Raw genomic sequence first — 18404 nt, forward strand, 5'->3', positions numbered from 1 at the left:
CGATCATGAAGACTCTACTTTTCATTTGCCTCGCATTAATAGCCGGCGCCGGCGCCGCCCATGCGCAAATGGCGGTGCATGACAATCCAACATTTCTGCAAGCGCAGCAAACAGCGTCGCATACGGCGCAGATCATGAACTCGAATGAGAAAATATTGAACACGGTGAATCAGACGCTCGCCGCCGTCACCGGAAATCGCTCAACCGGGTCGCTGTCCTCGATGGGCCTTGGCGGCGGCTTTCAAATGTCGAGCGTGCCGGAGCTGGGTTCGCTTCTTGGCGGCGGCGGCCTGTCGATGAACGGCCTCGGCTCCTATGGCGCGCTGGCGTCGGATATCGTCAACGGGCTCAATCTTGTCAAAACGCTCACCGGCGGCTCGTCCGCCGGGGCGCCGACCGACCAAGCCTATTCGGGCGCGGTCAACACATCCGCGGCGGTTACGGCGGCGGTGGCGGGCGGACAGGCGGCCTCCACCGCGCGCTCCTCGGCCTTCCAGGGCGCGCAAGGCCAAATCGGATCGTCCGCCGACATCAAGGCCTCGGTCGATCAAAACTCGCAGATACAGACGCAGACGGGGCTGACGATCAATGAGCTAATCGGCTCCGTGAATCTCACCAACGCGTCGCTCAATGCGCAGCAACAGCAGGATCTGGCGGCGCAGTCGAAACTCTCGAACATGATGTCGTTCGATGCGTCAAAGGCGACGCTGGTCGGGCAGTGAGAAAGGGCAGGCGAATGCGGCGATGGTGGATAAGATCGGCGCTTGTCGCCGCCCTGGCGGTCGGGACGGTTGCGCTTTCGTCCTGCGCGCACAGGGATTTGATTGCGCCCTGCACACGCGATAGCTGGATGACGTTCGGCGCCGCCTATGCCGACGATTGCGGGCCGATGCGCCCTGTCAATCGCTGAGGCCGCGCCACCATGGATATGGTGACGCAGCTCTTTCAGAGGGTCGACACGATCGCGGTCAGCGCCATTGAAGTGATCTACGATTCGATCGCGACCGAGCTGCTTCCCGCCTTCACCGTCGCTTTGACGGCTTACATCGCATATTGGGGCTATGAAATGGTCTACGGCCGCGCGCCGCTGACAGCGGGCGCGTTTCTGTGGCAAATTTTTCGGATCGGCCTGATTTACGCCGTTGGCTTCTACTGGAGCGACTTTTCGACGCTCGTCGTCGAGGTGTTTACGAAGACGGCGAACGGAATCGCGACGGCCATTTGCACGGGAACGGGAGGCACGTCGTGCGGCGCGCCGGAAACGACCGTCGCGGCGCAGCTCTCGAATTTGTTTTCAACCGCGATGCAAGCGGCAAAGGTGATCGCCGCTTCCGGCGGATGGGGAGCCGCAATCGGACTTTCGCTAATGGCGATTGTCCTGGTTCTGCTCACAGTGATTTTCGTGGCGCTCGCGATCACCTACGTTTTGGTCGGCAAGATTGCGCTCTTCATTCTGCTCGGGCTCGCGCCGCTCTTTATCGCAATGGCGCTATTCGAGTTCTCGTCGGCCCTCTTTTCCGGCTGGCTGCGGACCTGCGCCCAATACGCAATCGTTCCCGCGATTGTCTATGGCGTTCTCGGCTTTCTGCTCACGCTGATGACGGCGACGGTCAACAATCTCAGCGGGATCACAGACGTGAGTTCAGGTCTGACGGTCATCGCGCCGTTTCTGATTTTGTGCCTTGTGGGATCGTTCATCTTGCCGCTCTCCCTGTCGATCGCCGCGTCGATCGCCGGCGGCCATGCGTTGCACAACGCCTTGCCCGGGACCGCTATGCGCGGCGTGAGAGATTATGCGTATTGGCGTATCGCGCGAGGCTGGCGAAATGGCGGCGGCGCGCGGTCGGAGCCGCCCGCGCTCCCGCCCCCACATGCAACCATAACCCAAGGGGCGGCGACGATTTCGCCGGGGGCGGGCAGTCGCGACTTTTCCGCCGATCCACGCGCCGAGCAAGTGGCGGGCGCGCTGATCGAAGCCCGCGTCGCGCAAGCGCGCGCCCGAAATCGTGAAGGCTGAGGCAGATGCAAATCGAGGCGGGAAAGGGGGTCGACCAGCCCCTCGTGAACGAGTCCTACTTTCACGACGGCGCGCGCTGGGAGCGGGATATTTACCGGCGTCTCGAGATTTCAAGAAATGTCTGGCGCGTCGTCGCGGTCGCGGCGCTCGTTTGTCTTGCGATCGGGCTGCTGACCCTGCTGTCGCTGGTCCCGCTCAAATCGACCGAAGTCGTGACGTTGCTCGTCGACAAGGCGACAGGTTTCGTCGAGGTCGCCAAACCTTTGGAAGAAGGCGGGCCGATTTCGCAGCGCGAAGCGGTCACGCAAGCCAATATCGTTCGCTACATTCGCGCCCGCGAAACCTATGATCCGCCCGCCCTACGGGACAATTTCGAGCTGGCGTCGCTGCTCTCAGCCGGACAAGCCAGCAAGGATCTGCAGGAAGCCTTCTCGCCGAACAATCTTCATAACCCGGTCAAGCTCTACGGGATCAACGGCCGCATCCGCGTCATCGTTCATAGCGTGAATTTCCTGTCGCAAGGGTGGATGGAGAACCCCAAATCGCCGGCGACGGCGGCCGTGCGCTTTACCACCGTTCGCACAAGCGACCGCGAGCGGCTCGAAGAGCACTGGGCCGCGAATGTGCGCTTTCGCTACACGGCGGAGCCGATGAAAAACGAATGGCGGTGGGACAATCCGCTCGGCTTTCAGGTTATCGAATATCGGAAGGACCAGGAGACTGTCGCGCCAATCGTCGGCGCGGCCCCGGTTGCTACGGAACCGCCTCAAGTCGCGCCGGTGACGGGGGCGCCATCGCAATGAGAAAGATTTCTATCCTCGTCGCTATAGCTGCGGCTAGCGCCGCGCCAGCTTTCGCCGAACAAGCGCCGCGCGCGGTCATTCAGGACTCGCGCATTCGAACGGTGCCGTTTCAACGCGACAATGTCGTCGTGGTCCATGGCGCGCTCGGCGTCTCGACGATGGTCGCGTTTGGCGACGATGAGCGGATCGAAACCGTCGCGATTGGCGATTCCGTTGGATGGCAGGCTGTGCCGGACCAGTCGAAGCGCTTTCTCTTCATCAAGCCGCTCGAACCCCACGCCGTCACCAATATGAACGTCGTGACGCGAAAGCACATCTACAATTTTCTCCTGCGGGCCGTCGATAATCGGGCGTCGGTGGTGTTCAAGGTCCGCTTTACCTATCCCGATGTCGAAGAGGATCAGCGTCTCTTGGCGCTCGCGAAAGCGAAGGCCGCGATGCCCAATTATCGCGCGCTCATGTCGCGGCCCGGCACGAATTTCGATTACACCTACAAAGGCCAGATCACGGCAAAGCCCGATTTCGTCTTTGACGACGGGATCAAGACCTATTTCCGGTTCGGCGGAGAGGTCCCGGCGATCTTCCTCGTGAAACCCGATCGCAGCGAAACGCTCGCCAATTATCGGCGCGAAGGCGAGATCATTGTGGTCGATAAGGTCGCCGGGCAATTCACCATGCGAAAGGGTGACGAGACGGCCTGCGTGTTCAATCTGCGCGCCGAGTCCATGCCGGCGCCGGTCACGCAGGAAGCCGACGTGCAGCCGCAATATCAAACCGAACACGCGCCGCAACCGTTCTGGACGCAGATTTTGGCGCCGGCGCAGGCCGCGTCACCGGCGCAATAGACGAAGGGGAAACCGTCATGGCTGCGGATTTCGATGAGGAGGGACGCCTCGCGGGCGAGACTATCACGCGCCAGTCGTCCAATCCGGGGATGGCGCTCGGCGCGCTCTTCTTCGCCCTCGCCGTGCTTGTCCTCGGCCTGTTCTGGTATGCGACCGCGCGCAAGCAGAATCGGCCGCAAAACGTCGCCGAAGAAACATTCGCGACGGCGAGGTTGCAGCCGGGGCTCGGCTTCAACGCGACGCCGGCGCCCGCGCCGCCTCAAAACAAATTCGTGATCCCGCCGCCGGTCGTTGGGAATGATCCACCGCCCGCGCCAAAGGCGGAACCTTTCGACGATAGCGAAGCGAAGCGCCTCGCCGAACTGGAACGGCTGCGTAAGGAGGCGGAAGCGAAAATACAGGCGCGTCTGCGCTCGCCGATGCTGATCGTCAGCGACAAGGAAGGCCTCACGAATGGCGATCCGTCAAAAGTGACGGCCGAAGACAAGGAGGAAGATCCGCATCGGCGATTTCTCGCGAATTCCGAGCATCAGGTGACGAAGGCTTACGCGGAAGAGGTCAGGCGGCCTGATGCCCTTGTCCCGCAAGGCTACATGATCCGGGCGACGCTGGAGACCGCGATCCAGTCTGATCTCGCGGGCATGGTGCGGGCAATTACAACGGAAGATGTCTATTCCTTTGATGGCCGCCGCGTTCTGATCCCGAAAGGAACGATGCTCACCGGCGAATATAAATCGGGTCTCGCCTATGGGCAGACCCGGGTTTTCGTCGTGTGGACGCGCCTGCTTCGCGCCGATGGCGTGTCGCTGATGCTGCAATCGCCGGGAACGGATGCGCTTGGTCGTTCGGGGCTAACCGGCGAGGTCGACACCCATTTCCTGCAACGCTTCGGCAGCGCCACATTGCTGACGCTGGCGGGCGGGGCCGCGCAATTCGCGTCGGCGTTCGGCCAAAACTACAATCAGTATCAGGGCCAGCAATTCGTTCTCGATCCGGCGTCGGGAACGCTGATTCCGCTCAATGCGGTGTCGCAGGGGCAAATCCTGCTGAACGCGCGCCAGATCGGCGCGCAGACGGTCGCGCAGAGCGTCACGCGCATGGCGCAGGAAGCCTTGCGCAACGACATCAAGGTTCCGCCGACGATCCATATCGACCAGGGAACGCCCGTGATCGTGTTTGTCAAACGCGATCTCGATTTCTCCGATCTCTACCCCGATCCTGTGAAAGAGGCGTTGTATGAACTTCGTCACCCCAAGAAAGCCGCAGGCGCCCGAGGTTGCGACGCGCCCGCTCTGGGAGACGCTGCCGGTCTACTTCCGCGAGGCTGCGCGTCCGATTCAGCGCTGGTTAGAAGATATTGACGTCATCGAAATCTGCGCCAACAGGCCGGGCGAAGTCTGGGTGGAAGCGCTCGGCAGGCCGCATATGGAGCGCTTCGACGTTCCCGAGCTGACCGAGGAAGCGATCACGCGGCTGGCAACGCATGTCGCCGCCTCGACGCAGCAATCGGTCAATTCCTCGACGCCGCTGCTCTCGGCCGCGATGCCGCATGGCGAGCGCTTTCAGGGGGTGCTCGCGCCGGCGACGCCGCATGGCGGCTCCTTCTCGATCCGCAAGCAAGTCATCGCCAATATGACGCTCGCCGACTATCAAGCGCTCGGCGCGTTTGACGGCGTCAAAGTCCGTGGCCCCAGGACGTTTGAGGCCGACGAATACCCGGAAATCGAACGGGAGCTCGCGACTCTCCTCAAGGATCACTCGCTGGATGGCGTTCGCCGCGCGATCGAATTCGCCGTCGTCAATCATGTGACGATGATTATTTCCGGGGGAACGTCCTCGGGTAAAACGACGTTCCTCAATGCGCTGCTCAAACATGTGCCGGAGACGGAGCGCGTCGTATCGATCGAAGACACGCGCGAACTGAAACCGCCGCAGCCGAACTGGCTGCCGCTCGTCGCCTCGAAAGGCGGGCAGGGCCTTGCCGATGTGACAGTCCAGGAGCTGCTCGAAGCGAGCCTTCGTCTTCGGCCCGATCGGCTGTTTCTCGGCGAGATTCGTGGCGCGGAAGCCGCGACCTTCTTGCAGGCGGTGAATACGGGTCATCCCGGCTCTCTGACGACGCTGCATGCCGACAGCGCCTATGGCGCGTTTCAGCGGCTGGCGCTGATGACGCTGCAATCCAATCTGAAACTGACCAAGGCGGAAATCATCGAATACGTGCGTTCGGTGGTGCCGATGGTGATTCAGCTCCGCCGGCGCCCGACGCGCGGCGTCGCGGAAATCTATTTTCGCGGCTACGGCGCGCAATAGTTGAAAGGGCGGGTCATGCGCGCTCTCGCCTATGGGATCATCGGGATGATCGCGCTCGCCTGCGCCTTCTTCGCCTGGGAAGCGTCCTTCGCAGCGCTTATCGGCCTGCAAACCAAGTCATGGGAGCTGTGGCGACGTTTTTTGCATGGCTTTGAGCTGATCTTGCCCGCGCAAGTGGCTTATCAGCAATGGACGTCTCCCGTAGTTCATCAGCTCGCGATCAAGGCCATTCTCGGCGGGCTGATTGTGCTCGCACTCGTAACGCTCGGATTGGCGCAAGCCATGGAGTCGCTCGGCGGCGCGCATCGGCCTTCCGGCGGCGCCCGGCTGGCGACTGAGCGCGATTTGCGCAAAGCGGGACTGCTGAACGGCCGGCCCGGCTATTCCGTCTTCCTCGGCCGCTTCAACGGCAAGGACATACGCTATAGCGGCGCCAGTCACATTTACCTCAACGGCCCGACGCGCTCGGGAAAGGGCGTCGGTTTCGTCCTCCCCAACGCGATCGAATGGCGCGGCTCCTTGATCGGCCTCGATATCAAACGAGAAATGTGGGACCAGATCGGCGCGGCCCGCGCCGCGCTGGGGCAGGACGTCTTCATGTTCTCGCCGGGCTCTGCGCAGTCGCATTGCTGGAATCCGCTCGATCTCGTGTCGCCATGGCCGGAACGGGCGACCGATGTCGCGAATATCGCGCACAGCCTGATTCCGCTGCCGCAGTCGGGCGATCCCTATTGGGCGGAAACCGCGCGCGGGCTGTTTGCGGGTCTACTGGCCTATGTCCTTGACGCGCGCGAGCCGCCGATCGAAGGGCGCACGATCAAGGCGGCGCTGAAAATGTTCAGCCGGGGCCGGCCGCTCGTCGCGGAGATGGCGAATATTCTGGCGAATGAGCCCGAACTCAACGCGTTCGTTCAGGACAAGTTTCGCCAGCATATCAGCCGCGAAGAAAAGCAGCGCCAGTCATTCGAGTCGCACATCGTGACGGCGCTGGAGCCATGGAACAATAGCCTGGTCGACGCGGCGACAAGCCGGTCCGATTTCAACATTGCGGAGCTGCGCCGCCGGCCGTTCACGATCCTGATCGGAACGCCCGTCGGAAACTTTGCGGCCGTCGAGGCCGTCGTGCGTCTGCTCGTCCAACAGGTTCATGACGTTCTGCTGCGCAATCTGCCCGGGCTCGATGAACCGCATAAGCTGCTGCTGATGCTCGATGAATTTTTTCAGTTCGGCCGCATGCCCGAAATTGTCGATCGCGCGCCGCTCGTCGCCGGCTACGGCTTTCAGATCGCCGTGATCGCCCAAGGCCTGACGCAGCTCGACGTTCGCTATGGCAAGCCGACGCGCGACATGCTTATCGGCAATATGGACGTGAAGCTGCTCATCGGCGTTGGCGATGAGACGACGGCGCGCTATTGCGCCGACGAACTCGGCAAGCACTATGTCCGCCGCGAAGGCTGGGGAACGTCTGTCGGCGCTGGTTTCAGCGGATCGCAGGGCAGGGCGACGCGCACGACGCAAGGACGGTGGGAGCTGGAGCCGCTGATGACGAGCGAGGCGATGCGCCGCCTCGATCCGACGAAGGCGGTGCTGCTCGTGCGCGGCGAATATGGCGCCGTCGTCGACAAGGCGCATTTCTTCAAGGAAGCCAGATTCAAGCGACTGGTCGAGGGGGCGCGCGGCTTCGTGCATCGGATCGCCATTCCTGACGTGACGGACGCGGGCGGCGGCGAAATCGAAACGGTCGTCCCCGGCGCGCCGGGCGGCTTCAAGCATCTTGTGGCGAAAGATCGTGTCATGCGTGAAGCGCGGGCGCTCTATCTCGACGCGTCGGCCTTCGAGGCGGCGTTTGTGCGCGCGATGACCGAAGCCGGGAATGGCGCCACGGCGGACCTGCTGAACGTGCTGCGGATCGAGCCGACACGATTTGGCGAGCTGCGCGCTACCCGAAAGCGGATATTCGCAGAGGCGCGTTCAACAGAGGCGGCGACAGCCGCTTTGAGGCGCGAAGTCTATTCGGCGCGGCGGCTGTTGAATGATGAACGCGCCGAATTGGCGCCGTCGATCGGGGCGGCAGCCACGCCAAAAGCGGCAGCCCCGGTCGCCGCCGCGACCATCGCCAGTTCTGGCCCGTTACTTGATCTGGCCATGGGTAATGGCGCGGCGTCCAGTGACAGCGGCTTGCCAGAGAGACCGGCGCGGCGCATTGACGACGACATGCTGGCCCGGTTGAATGACTTAAAGGGTAAATCGGATATCACGGCTGAAATTGTGAAGTCGGCCGCGACGTGCGCCGACAAAGATGGCGCGGAAAACTTGGACGAACTGGTTGACAGCTTATACACCGACGCCGCGTTGTTCATTGATACGCCGACGCCCAGCGATCTGACAGGGCTCACCGCAGTTATAGAAGCGGAGACGGCCGAGCCATGAAGGTTGAATCCCGCCGGGCGCTTCTGTCAGAAGCGCCCGTTTGACCCTCCTTCAAAACGTTAATAATGCTTCAAAGCTCTTCCGCCACATATGATTCTGTCTTAAGGTTGCGATCAGGAATTGCTCATGGCCAGCGCCGATCAAGTCAAAGCGCTCATCGCGTCCCTAACCGAGGGAGATGAAGCGCATTTTTACGCGATCGCCATGCAGATTGCGGCCCATGAAGCGCGCATGGGCCACGGCAAAGTCGCCGACGAAATCCGACTGATGATTGATCGCGCCAAGTCACGCCCCCAGCTGCCGTCGAAGGCGCCGATCCCCTTAGCCCGCCCGCGCGGCGAGGTCGCCGAGCTTCTCAGCGTTTCTTATCCGAGCGTCAGACTGAGCCATATGATCCTGAGTGATCAAACGCGACAAAAGCTGGAACGCGTTATTCGAGAGCAGCGGGCGATTCAAGTCATACGAAGCAAGGGCCTTTCGCCTCGACGCAAACTCCTGCTAATAGGGAATCCTGGCACGGGGAAAACGCTGACCGCCTCGGCGCTTGCCGGAGAGCTCGGCTTGCCGTTGTTCGTCGTGCGGCTGGATGGCCTCATTACGAAATTCATGGGTGAAACAGCCGCCAAACTTCGGCTGATTTTTGAGGCGCTCAATCAGACGCGCGGGGTCTATCTGTTTGATGAATTTGACAGCATTGGCTCGTCGCGCGGCATGACGAACGATGTTGGCGAAATACGGCGCGTGCTCAATAGCTTCCTACAAATGGTCGAGCAGGATAACTCGGACAGTTTGGTAATTGCCGCCACCAATCATGTCGGCATGTTAGATCGAGCGCTGTTCCGCCGTTTCGATGACGTGATCGAATACAGCTTGCCGGATGGCGAGAAAATTATCGAAACACTCCGTTCCAAACTAAGCGGGTTTCCCGCGAAAAGAATTCAGTGGGCAAAGGCCGCAGCGCTTGCCGACGGCCTCAACTTTGCGGACATTACCCGTGCCTGCGAAGACGCGATAAAGGATGCGCTGGTTGGCGAGCGTAATTCTGTCACTCAGGCCGACCTCGCGCACGCGATTGAAGAGCGAAAGTTCGCCGTAAACCACAAGCAGAATTCCGGCGAATAACAAATTTTCATAGGGCAGCATGGCTCAGCACCCACATTTAATCGTTCCTCAAAATTCAGAACCTACAAGATTTACCAGTCCGAATTCTGCGCCGCACGAGCGCATGAATCTCCCGGCTCGAAATCGACCGCAGCACGCTGCCGACCTGCTCACAAAAATCCAAGCCGCCCAGCCGGTCGCTGATCAACGTGTCGGTGAGCAAAGAGCGTTTGGACTCGATGCGGGATTTGGCATTTATCTAGAATTCGAAAGCGAGCCTAACTTTCCGCTTAAATTCGAAAGCCTCGACCTGGCACCGAGCGGCATTGAACTTTGCGCGGTCAAAACAACTCCCCAAGATCGGACGCAGGCGACCGTTTTCGTTCCCGAAGGTAAGCTCGATTTGTTTCTTCGTCGGATTACCGATTACCGGGACAACGATACAACGCCGCGTACCGCGACAGGCGTGTCGCGCCCAAAAAACCAAGACCTCGTTGAAAGCATCAGCGATATCAGGATTGCAGCGCTTGAAGCTCTTTGGACCGAAGAAACACTCCCGTTCCCCGAGCCGGATACCGAGCTTACATGGGAGCTCTGGTTGCGCCGTTCGGGAGGGGTGGACCACCTTGCTCGTCTGAGGGAGTTTGCATCTCGATTTGAATTGTCTGTCAAGGACCAGGCCATCAGTTTCGTTGATCGGACGATCGTGCTTGTCCGCGGGACAGCCGCCAATCTCGCACGCTCGATTGATATTCTTGGCATGATTGCCGAGATCAGGCTGCCTAAGGTAACTGCGGCATTCTTTGCCGATATGACCGTGACCGAGCAGCAGGAATGGGTCGACGACTTGCTGTCGCGCACAACAGTTGGTGGCTCCACGCCCCCCTATGTGTGTCTCCTCGATACCGGTGTTAACGCCGGGCACCTGCTGCTCACCGCAGTTGCTGACTTGCGCGACCTCCATACATACAGGCCCGCTTGGGGTCTCGATGATCGTGTTGGCCATGGCACGCCCATGGCGGGGCTCGCGGCCTATGGCGATCTTACCGATGCGCTCGCGTCAAGCAATGGAATCGAAGTCGGGCATCGGTTGGAATCCGTGAAGATTTTTCACAGGGATGATCCGCACGACCCTGAATTATATGGCGCTGTTACGCAGGAAAGCGCCTACCGCGTTGAGGTCACGGCTGATCGCAACCGCGTCTATTGCATGGCCGTTACAGCCCAAGACGGACGAGATCGAGGCCGTCCTTCTTCCTGGTCGGCAGCGATCGACGCGCTCAGTGCCGGCACGGATGGTGGACCACGCCGATTGTTCGTTATCTCCGCAGGAAACACCGATGCGGCTCAGCGTCACCTTTACGCCGACTCAAACCTCACGGAGGGCATTCACGATCCGGCGCAGACATGGAATGCACTAACGGTGGGCGGCTATACCGAAAAATATGCCATCGACGCTGCGCGATGGCCGAGTTGGACGCCGCTCGCTCAACCCGGCGATCTTGCTCCATGCAGCTGCACGTCGACGACATGGGGCAAGTGGCCAATTAAGCCGGACATCGTGATGGAAGCGGGCAACATGGGGACGAACCCCTCTGTCCGGGAACCTGATTATCTCGACGATCTACAGCTTCTTAGCACTTCACACGGCGGCATTGGGCGCGCTGCGCTCGCAACATTCGGAGATACAAGTGCTTCAACCGCGTTGGCGGCAAGACTTGCCGCAATGGTATGGGCAAAATATCCCGACCTGAGACCCGAAACTGTGCGCGCGCTATTGGTCCATTCGGCGCAATGGACGCCTGCGATGAAGGCACGGTTCACCGACTCGCGCGGCGATATCGACTTTCGTTCGCTCGTTCGTTGTTTCGGGTACGGAACACCAAACGTCCGCCGCCTCTTATCGAGCCTCGATAACTCGCTGACATTAATTGCCGAAGACGAAATTCAGCCCTTTTACAGAGACGACGGAAGAATAAAAACGCGCGAGATGATTTTGCACGCTTTGCCATGGCCGCGAGAGGCACTTCAGGCGCTGCAAAATACGGAAGTCGTCATGCGTGTCAGTTTGTCGTATTTTATTGAGCCGAGTCCCGGCGCACGCGGTTGGACGCAGCGATATGGCTATCAATCGCACGGACTTCGCTTCGCCGTGCGCAAGCCGCTAGAAACTGATGCAATGTTCCAGCAGCGCATCAATGCCTTTGTCCGAGACGAGGATTATCAGGGCAGCTCCATCCCGGACCCAGGTTGGGATTTTGGACGCCGCCATTCGTTAGCTTCTTTGGGTTCGATTCATTCTGATACATGGCGTGGAAGAGCAGTCGATTTAGCGAGCCGAGGACATATCGCAGTTTATCCGACGATGGGCTGGTGGAACAAAAGGTCCCATCTTGGCGCTTGGCAAAAGACAGCGCGATACTCGCTGCTCGTGTCAATCGAAACGCCTGAAGTTCAGACGGACTTGTACACGCCTGTAGCGAACCAGATCGGCATCCCAATTGTGATAGAAACCTAGTACACACCATCATGCTGAGTTTACGCTTAGACTTTTGACTTTCACAAATGACCCGCTGAACTTGAAAGCTGCGCTGCACCTCAAGGGTAGCGTTGAAGATCGAGCGTACTATCGACCTTCACCCTCGGATTCCGACCTCCGGGGCTGCGCCAGCTCGCGATTGATGCGCGCCGCGTTCTCCTGGTCGACGCGCCGCTGCTCTTCCTCCTGTTTCAGAACGCGCGACTGCTGCTCGCGAAGGTTCTGCATCTGCTCGCTCTGTCGAGGATCGGCCGGCATTTCGCGGCGCGTGTTGTCCTCCATGGATCGATCGGCTTCGCGCGCGCTTGCGGCCTCGGCCTGCGCGCGATAGGGCGTCTGCTCGTTCGATTGCGCGTCATGGGCTTCTTTCGCTTCCCTGGCGCGGTAAGCCTGTTCCGTTTCGCGCGCCGCTTCGCGATCTACCCGCCCCCGAATCTCCTGTAGGCGAATATCGCGCTCGGCCGCCGTCGAGGTCGGACCTTCGGCGCGGGCAGGCTCGTCTCGTTTGTCTTGCCGCTCCATCGGCGCGGCCTCGTGCCTTTCATCGGGCTGCGCCTGGCCTTCGGCAATCCGCGCGCGGTTTATTTCGATCTCGGCGCGCAGTTCGTGAATACGACCCTGCATCTCGGGATTTGTGATTTTATAGCCATGCTCAGCCGCGAGCCGCGCCACCGTCTCCTTATAAGCGTCGCTGCCGGTGACGTTGAGCGCTTCCCATTTTTCGGATGCGACTTTCAGCGCGGCGTTGACGGAATCCGCGTTGTTCCAGTCGCGAATATCAAGCTGCTTCCCATTGTCGACAAAGGCAAGGGTTTGCAGTGCGCCGGTCGCATCGTGTCGGTGGTAATGGATCTCGTCGCCCTTACGCTCGAACGTGATAATCGGCCCGAGGTCACGCGCGGGCTCCGGCTTCACGTAGCGGTCGCCCTGCACATCCGCCTTTTGCTGTTCGAGATTGGTTTGCGCGGCGATGGCTTCGTCGGCCTTGTCGAGCAGCCGGCGCGACTGTTCGGCGAATTGCGCGCGCGCCTCATCGTCGGGAAGCGCCTTGTCGATTTTCGTAATCGTATCGGCCATGCTGTCGCGCGCGGCGATCATCGTTTCGGCTGTTCGCATGGGTCCTGTCTCCTCTGCGTCGGTCGAGGGCGCGCGACCTCGTAGAGCGCTCTCGGCGCGTTTCTGAAAATGCGCGACGGCGGCGCTCGGCGCACCGTCCAATGGTCGGCTTTGAGCGCTGATAGCGCGCGGCACGACAAAAACCTTGCCGGGCTGCGTTCGCGAGGATTTCAGCTCGCTTGCGCGAGCGGCCGGCACGTCCACATAAATCATCCGTGTGGCGACGCCTGGCTTCGCATAAGCCGCAGCCGTCGCCATATCAGCGGCGAACAGCGCGCCGCGTCGATCGCCGCCGCTATCGAGACGATAAAGCCGCACGGCGCCGGGCGCTGGTGGCGGTGGCGCGCCGCGAGTCGACAGGGCGGCGACGTTCCGCCATTGGCGGGCGGCGTCCTGGGCGCGACGCCGACCTTCCTCGCGCGTCGGTCTGTGAATTTCCCGGGTTTTCACGCGCTCGACGCGCCGGCGAACGCTCGGCGGCGCAATGCCGCGCGCCATCATTTTCACGTCTTTGAGTTTGTAGGCTGGCGCATGCGCCTGATCGAACCGCCGGACATTCTCCATGGCGATGCCGCGGGCGCGGGCTTCAGCTGCGAGCGTATCGCGCCAGCGCGAAAAATCCTGAATTTTTGGGTCGAGCCGCTTGCCTTCGTCCCGGACAAGTCGAACCGCCGCATGCACATGAATATGCTCTCGGTTCGTATGCATCACGAAAACATACTCATGTCCGGCAAACGCGCGCGCCAGGGTCGCCCGCGCGGCGTCCATAAACGCCGCTTTGTCCGTGCCGAGCTTGGCGCTCAAAATGACATGCGCAAAGTCGCGCGGCGCGCTCGATCGCATATGCGGCCGCCAGGATTTGGCGATTTCCAGGCTGACATTGGCCTCACGCGACGCGGCGCGCGGTGGGCGGTTCGGCCGCTCGCGCGCCAGGCGCTCGACTTCATCTTTGAGCACCCGGCCGTCCGGCCCAAATACCTCGATCTCACCGCCGCGGGTAAGTCGGGCCAGCGCCGTCGTGGCGCCCTCGACCCCATGCGCCCATTTCGGGTCGGTAAATTCGGCGTCCCGGCCGAATGCGCCCTCCAACCGATCGCGCAAACCGTCAATCGACCGCTGATTGTCGTAGATCCGGTGAAGCCGGCCGCCCGCGTTGCGCTCGCGACTCGCGGCCGTCATGACGATGTCGACGCGGCTATGCGTGCCTTGCTGCGAAAGCCGCCATGCATAGTGATGGCCACGAAGAGCCTCCGTAAGCGCTTCTTGCGCCTTCTTTGCCTCCAGCGCGCCGTCAAACTGCATTGTGAACCCCAGCACGTCGTTGGACGGCGCGCGGCCGTCCTCCGCGCGCCATGTGGCCGCGAAGTCGGCGACGGAGCGCTGTCCGGTAATCATCAAACCGTCGTGGCGCTCGAGCGTCAGTTCGCCCTTGTCGCTTTGATAACTCAGCAGTGACTGCGCCCGAGCCGCGCCCGAACCGAAACTCGCGATCTTGACGACCGCCGCCTGCGAGCCGGCCGCAAGATTAGCCTTCGCGATCAAGGCGGACCGCACGGATGCGATCGCTGCGCCCCTCGCCGGCGCGCGGCCGCCCAGTGCCGGCGATGAGGGTCGCGCCGTTTCCGCAACCGCGGCGGGCGCACGCGTCGAGACGTCGGTCTGCGAAACGCTGCCCTTCGCTGCGACCGCGCGCTTCACGCGCAATTCATCGTCGGCCCGGGAGTTCTCGCCTGGTGCCGGCGCGCGCGGCCCTGTGTCCGGCCGCTCGTCGTGTCGGGGCCGGGGCGCCGCGCGCGAGCTGTTGGCTGTTTGCGCGCGGTAACGCTCAGCCGATTGTACCGCAGCCGCAAGATCGTCCAGCGCCGCCCGATTCTTCGCCGCAAGACGACGCTGCAAGCCTTCCGTCAGAATCGAAAGATCAAGCGCCGCGAGAGTCGTCATGAGGCGCAGTCCTTCTCGATCGCCGTCTCGGCGCGTCTCCGCGCTCGATACGTCAATGACGCATAGAGCGCGTCGAGCGCCCGCATGATCCCATGCGCTTCGATAAGCCACGCGCGCACATTCTCTCCCGGGAAAGCGTTGCCCGCGTTCATATGATGAACGGCTTGATTGAGATTAACGCCGATCGCGCGCAGCTGTCGCGTCAATTCGACGACTTCGACGCGTCCTTCGCCGTCAAACGTCGGCCCCATGTCGCTGGCCGCGCGAACCATGCGACGCAGCGCTTCTGTTGTCGTCAGATTCCTCGCTTCGCAGAATGACAGAAACGCCGCCGCCTCCGTCTCATCGACGCGGAAACCGATAAATCGCGTCTTGCGCCGATCGTAATGTCGCTTGTCCGCCATTCGTCGATCGTCCTTAGCGTCCGGTTTGCCTTTGGCAAACTGCCGGACGCGAACATGGCCGGCGCGGCGAGCGCACATAAAGATTTTGTTTCACAAAATCCCTATCCTGCCATTCATCACCACTCTTCGCTTTGTATACGGCAAAACCCTCATTTTCTCAACGTTTTTCGAGGCTTTGTGCGGTTTTCAAAGCAGTCTCAAAACACTCTCAGCGCACTATCAAGACAGTCTCACGAGGCTCTTAGATCAACATCGAAAGCGTCTCACACAGAGACCCAACGGACTCGCATAAAATTCTCACCGTCGCATCAGGCGCATATCAGATCGATCTCCAAGAAGCTCTCACATCGTTGTCATAAAGGTCTTGCGTAAGGAAGGGAGTGGGTCTAAACAGTTGCCATTTTATTAGAGGCTCGCATGAAGCTCACCGCTGAGGACCTGCAGCGTCTGAAGGAGGGGATTAACGCGCTGAAGCCGAACCGTCGGCTCACGCTGCGCGAACAAATTGGCGCGATCTATGGGCCTTTGATGAAGGCGAAAGGCCGCGGACTGACGAATGCTCAACTTCTCGATTACCTCAGAGAGCAGGGCATTATGATTTCGGCGCCTTCGCTGTTTCGGGTGCTGAAACAGCTCGCCGAACAGAAAGCCCAGCGCGGGGTGAAGCGGGGAAGCCATCACTCCAGCGAGAACGGGAAAAGGCCCGCGCCGACCACCTCGGAAATCGCAAGGTCCGCATCCGTTGGAACCGTCGAGTCTGAACCTGTGCCGCGCGCGTCATCCTTCCGCGTGCGCCGCGACCGCGATGAAATCTAGGAGATCGGCGAATGGATAAGGCGATTTACATGGTCGGCGGCAGCAAGGGCGGCGTCGGCAAGTCCATGGTGACAATGGCGCTCATCCATTTTCTGACGGCGCGGGGCGAGGCGGTTGTCGTGGTCGACGCTGACACCTCGAATCCTGACGTCATGCAGAACTATGAGAAGGAGATCCCGTGCGAGGGCGTCAATCTGGACGATGCTGACGGCTGGATTCGGCTCGTCAATCTCTGTGACGAAAACGCGGACAAGACCGTTATCGTCAATACGGCGGCGCGCAACAACCAGGGGGTAGGGGCCTACGGCGTCACGCTGAGCGGCGCCCTCGACGAGCTGAAGCGGCGATTGGTGACCTTGTGGGTTGTCAATCGTCAGCGGGATTCGTTGGAGCTGTTGCAGGATTTTCTCGAAGCGATCCCGAATTCAACCGTTCACGTCGTCAAGAACGGCTACTTCGGCGCGGATGAGAAGTTCGAGCTCTATAACGGCTCGAAGACACGGAAAGCGATCGAAGGGCGGGGCGGCAAGAGCCTGCTGTTTCCCGATATGGCGGACCGCGTCAGCGATGACCTCTACAGCAAGCGCCTCAGCATTCGAAAGGCGCTTGCGGATATGCCGATCGGCAATCGCGCCGAATTGAAACGCTGGCTCGCGCAGGTCGATGGCGTCTTTTCGGCGGTCGTTCCCAATGGCTGATGGCATGGAAGCCCACGACGCGACCGGCTTTGAAAAGCTGATTGGCCGGACGGCGACGGAAACAGAACGCCGACAGCTTCGTCGTGTGAAGGAGGTTCTCGGGCTTCGCGACAATGACGCGCTGTGGCTCGTCATCTTCGCGCTTCAATATTACGACAGCCTCTATCGCCAGTTTCCCAAGGCGATTGCCACCGAGGCGTCGGCCATATTGGCGCGCACGCGCGAAACGGCGGACGCGCAAATGCGCGCCGGGGTCGAACAGGCCAAGGCGAACCTCGCCCGCGCCGTTGCGCTCGCGGCGCAAGACGTGGCGCGCGACGTTGCGCGACGGCAGACGACGCAATGGCTCATCTATGGCATGACGGTCGGCGCGGCCCTCGTCGTCACCGGGATCGCGATTGGGCGTGCGCTGGCGCCGTAAGCGGCGCCCCGGCTGTCATCGACAACGGGTTGCAGGGATGCGAACTCGACAGGGATGATGACCGAGGCCAGTCCGTACACCGTCGCTATTTTCCCGCCGCCGGCCTCCAGCCTGCCGCTGTCGCTTCCGCCACGGAGCAGAACATACGTTCTTCGGCGCCCGTGATGGTGACCCGGGCGTAGTCGCGACTGCCGGGTACGTGGAAGATTTTCTCGCCCTTGCGGTTGACGTTGCCCTTGATGGCGCAGTCCTTGGACGGCGTCGGCGCGTCCTTTGACGCCGGCTCGGTGTAAGCGGCAGAGTTGGGAAGCGGCCGGGAAACATTCCATAGCTGCTGGAAGCGCGCCTCGAAGGACTTCGCCGCAGACGGGTCGTGTAGAACGACGAGATCATTATCCTGCTGCTTGAGCCCGGAGGCCGACAGGTTGGCCGATCCCGACCGAAGAAGGCGCCCATCGACGGCATAGGACTTCAGGTGCATGTATGCGCCCGCCGGTTTCATCCGGACATCGTCGGCAATGGAGCGAAGCCGGTCGAGCGCGTGCTGCTGTCCCGGGTCTAGGACGATGCGGAGGGCGACCCCGCGCCGGCGCGCCTCGATCAACGCGTCGATGACGGCCCAGTCCGTGAGCGAGTAGACCGCCATGTCGATCTTCGCGCGCGCCAAGCGGATCAGGTCGACGTCGATGCGCTCAAGGTTTTCATCAGGCGCGTAGTGGATTTCCACATCGCCGGCGCGCACGGGCAAGGAGCCGATGCCGCAGAGGAGGGAAGCGCCAACAACGATCCGAAACCAGCGCCGGTGGATCACTGCCACTGGCTCCAGATGATAAAAATGAGGACGACGATGGCCGAGCCGATCGATGTGAATACAACCCGCCAGTTATAGCGCTCGCGGAATGGAAGCTGCCGCCAGCGCGATTCCTCGTCGTCTTCTCGGTTTTGTTGTCCTCGCCAACCCAT

General features: G+C 61.1%; 15 protein-coding genes. 12 read left to right on the top strand and 3 right to left on the bottom strand.

Going from position 1 to position 18404, the window contains the following annotated elements; genetic code table 11:
- Positions 1-5 precede the first annotated feature (5 nt).
- From ACR65W_RS11860 to ACR65W_RS11900, 9 genes are all read left to right on the top strand, one after another.
- Complete coding sequence (locus tag ACR65W_RS11860) at positions 6-722, top strand: type VI secretion protein (RefSeq protein WP_196399288.1); 717 nt, start codon at positions 6-8, stop codon at positions 720-722.
- Positions 723-922: 200 nt separating this feature from the next.
- Positions 923-2017, top strand: a complete 1095-nt coding sequence (locus tag ACR65W_RS11865; protein ID WP_434499126.1) for a type IV secretion system protein — start codon at positions 923-925, stop codon at positions 2015-2017.
- 5 nt (positions 2018-2022) lie between these two features.
- On the top strand, positions 2023-2820 hold the full coding sequence (locus ACR65W_RS11870) for a virB8 family protein (RefSeq protein WP_434499127.1): 798 nt from the start codon (positions 2023-2025) through the stop codon (positions 2818-2820).
- Positions 2817-3665 (top strand): P-type conjugative transfer protein VirB9, encoded by an 849-nt coding sequence (gene virB9, locus ACR65W_RS11875; RefSeq protein ID WP_434499128.1) that lies wholly within the window; start codon positions 2817-2819, stop codon positions 3663-3665. Before ACR65W_RS11870 ends, virB9 begins: the two co-directional genes overlap by 4 nt.
- A 17-nt stretch (positions 3666-3682) precedes the next feature.
- A complete protein-coding gene (gene virB10, locus ACR65W_RS11880) occupies positions 3683-5026 on the top strand; it encodes a type IV secretion system protein VirB10 (protein WP_434499129.1) in 1344 nt (447 codons plus the stop codon).
- A gap of 40 nt (positions 5027-5066) precedes the next feature.
- Complete coding sequence (gene virB11 / locus ACR65W_RS11885; protein WP_434499146.1) at positions 5067-5975, top strand: P-type DNA transfer ATPase VirB11; 909 nt, start codon at positions 5067-5069, stop codon at positions 5973-5975.
- A 15-nt stretch (positions 5976-5990) separates the two neighbouring features.
- Positions 5991-8405, top strand: a complete 2415-nt coding sequence (locus tag ACR65W_RS11890) for a type IV secretory system conjugative DNA transfer family protein (RefSeq protein WP_434499130.1) — start codon at positions 5991-5993, stop codon at positions 8403-8405.
- 126 nt (positions 8406-8531) lie between these two features.
- Positions 8532-9527: an AAA family ATPase gene (locus ACR65W_RS11895; RefSeq protein ID WP_196399281.1), complete on the top strand. Its 996-nt coding sequence runs from the start codon at positions 8532-8534 to the stop codon at positions 9525-9527.
- Positions 9528-9630: 103 nt separating this feature from the next.
- On the top strand, positions 9631-12024 hold the full coding sequence (locus ACR65W_RS11900; RefSeq protein WP_196399280.1) for a S8 family peptidase: 2394 nt from the start codon (positions 9631-9633) through the stop codon (positions 12022-12024).
- A 108-nt stretch (positions 12025-12132) separates the two neighbouring features.
- On the opposite strand, the gene ACR65W_RS11905 is transcribed toward ACR65W_RS11900, so the two are convergent.
- Both ACR65W_RS11905 and mobC read right to left on the bottom strand, forming a co-directional pair.
- Entirely contained in the window at positions 12133-15102 is a 2970-nt protein-coding gene (locus ACR65W_RS11905) for an LPD7 domain-containing protein (RefSeq protein WP_434499131.1), read from the bottom strand.
- The gene (gene mobC, locus ACR65W_RS11910; RefSeq protein WP_175095789.1) at positions 15099-15506 is read right to left on the bottom strand and encodes a plasmid mobilization relaxosome protein MobC; all 408 of its coding nucleotides are present in this window, start codon (positions 15504-15506) and stop codon (positions 15099-15101) included. The genes ACR65W_RS11905 and mobC overlap by 4 nt, the downstream gene beginning before the upstream one ends.
- A 417-nt stretch (positions 15507-15923) precedes the next feature.
- Here mobC and ACR65W_RS11915 point away from each other — a divergent pair, with 417 nt between their 5' ends.
- Genes ACR65W_RS11915 through ACR65W_RS11925 form a run of 3 tightly spaced genes read left to right on the top strand, consistent with a single transcriptional unit; the run spans position 15924 to position 17441 of the window.
- Positions 15924-16322 carry a hypothetical protein gene (locus ACR65W_RS11915; RefSeq protein ID WP_434499132.1) on the top strand — a complete coding sequence of 133 codons (399 nt, stop codon included), beginning with the start codon at positions 15924-15926 and terminating at the stop codon, positions 16320-16322.
- Between the two features lie 11 nt (positions 16323-16333).
- Positions 16334-17020, top strand: coding sequence for a P-loop NTPase (locus tag ACR65W_RS11920; protein WP_434499133.1), 687 nt, complete (start codon positions 16334-16336; stop codon positions 17018-17020).
- Positions 17013-17441, top strand: coding sequence for a hypothetical protein (locus ACR65W_RS11925; protein ID WP_196399276.1), 429 nt, complete (start codon positions 17013-17015; stop codon positions 17439-17441). Before ACR65W_RS11920 ends, ACR65W_RS11925 begins: the two co-directional genes overlap by 8 nt.
- Positions 17442-17526: 85 nt before the next feature.
- On the opposite strand, the gene ACR65W_RS11930 is transcribed toward ACR65W_RS11925, so the two are convergent.
- Positions 17527-18183: a phospholipase D-like domain-containing protein gene (locus tag ACR65W_RS11930; RefSeq protein ID WP_434499134.1), complete on the bottom strand. Its 657-nt coding sequence runs from the start codon at positions 18181-18183 to the stop codon at positions 17527-17529.
- Positions 18184-18404: the final 221 nt, after the last annotated feature.

This window comes from Methylocystis sp., assembly GCF_051062815.1.
Classification (GTDB): Bacteria; Pseudomonadota; Alphaproteobacteria; order Rhizobiales; family Beijerinckiaceae; genus Methylocystis.

What these genes read in the sequence shown, in the direction of transcription:
- ACR65W_RS11895 (WP_196399281.1), top strand. Translation starts at nt 8,532, where the DNA reads ATGGCCAGCGCCGATCAAGTCAAAGCGCTCATCGCGTCCCTAACCGAG.
- ACR65W_RS11870 (WP_434499127.1), top strand. Translation starts at nt 2,023, where the DNA reads ATGCAAATCGAGGCGGGAAAGGGGGTCGACCAGCCCCTCGTGAACGAG.
- ACR65W_RS11905 (WP_434499131.1), bottom strand. Translation starts at nt 15,102, where the DNA reads ATGACGACTCTCGCGGCGCTTGATCTTTCGATTCTGACGGAAGGCTTG.
- ACR65W_RS11890 (WP_434499130.1), top strand. Translation starts at nt 5,991, where the DNA reads ATGCGCGCTCTCGCCTATGGGATCATCGGGATGATCGCGCTCGCCTGC.
- ACR65W_RS11900 (WP_196399280.1), top strand. Translation starts at nt 9,631, where the DNA reads ATGAATCTCCCGGCTCGAAATCGACCGCAGCACGCTGCCGACCTGCTC.
- ACR65W_RS11915 (WP_434499132.1), top strand. Translation starts at nt 15,924, where the DNA reads ATGAAGCTCACCGCTGAGGACCTGCAGCGTCTGAAGGAGGGGATTAAC.
- ACR65W_RS11860 (WP_196399288.1), top strand. Translation starts at nt 6, where the DNA reads ATGAAGACTCTACTTTTCATTTGCCTCGCATTAATAGCCGGCGCCGGC.
- virB10 (WP_434499129.1), top strand. Translation starts at nt 3,683, where the DNA reads ATGGCTGCGGATTTCGATGAGGAGGGACGCCTCGCGGGCGAGACTATC.
- ACR65W_RS11865 (WP_434499126.1), top strand. Translation starts at nt 923, where the DNA reads ATGGATATGGTGACGCAGCTCTTTCAGAGGGTCGACACGATCGCGGTC.
- mobC (WP_175095789.1), bottom strand. Translation starts at nt 15,506, where the DNA reads ATGGCGGACAAGCGACATTACGATCGGCGCAAGACGCGATTTATCGGT.
- virB9 (WP_434499128.1), top strand. Translation starts at nt 2,817, where the DNA reads ATGAGAAAGATTTCTATCCTCGTCGCTATAGCTGCGGCTAGCGCCGCG.
- ACR65W_RS11925 (WP_196399276.1), top strand. Translation starts at nt 17,013, where the DNA reads ATGGCTGATGGCATGGAAGCCCACGACGCGACCGGCTTTGAAAAGCTG.
- ACR65W_RS11920 (WP_434499133.1), top strand. Translation starts at nt 16,334, where the DNA reads ATGGATAAGGCGATTTACATGGTCGGCGGCAGCAAGGGCGGCGTCGGC.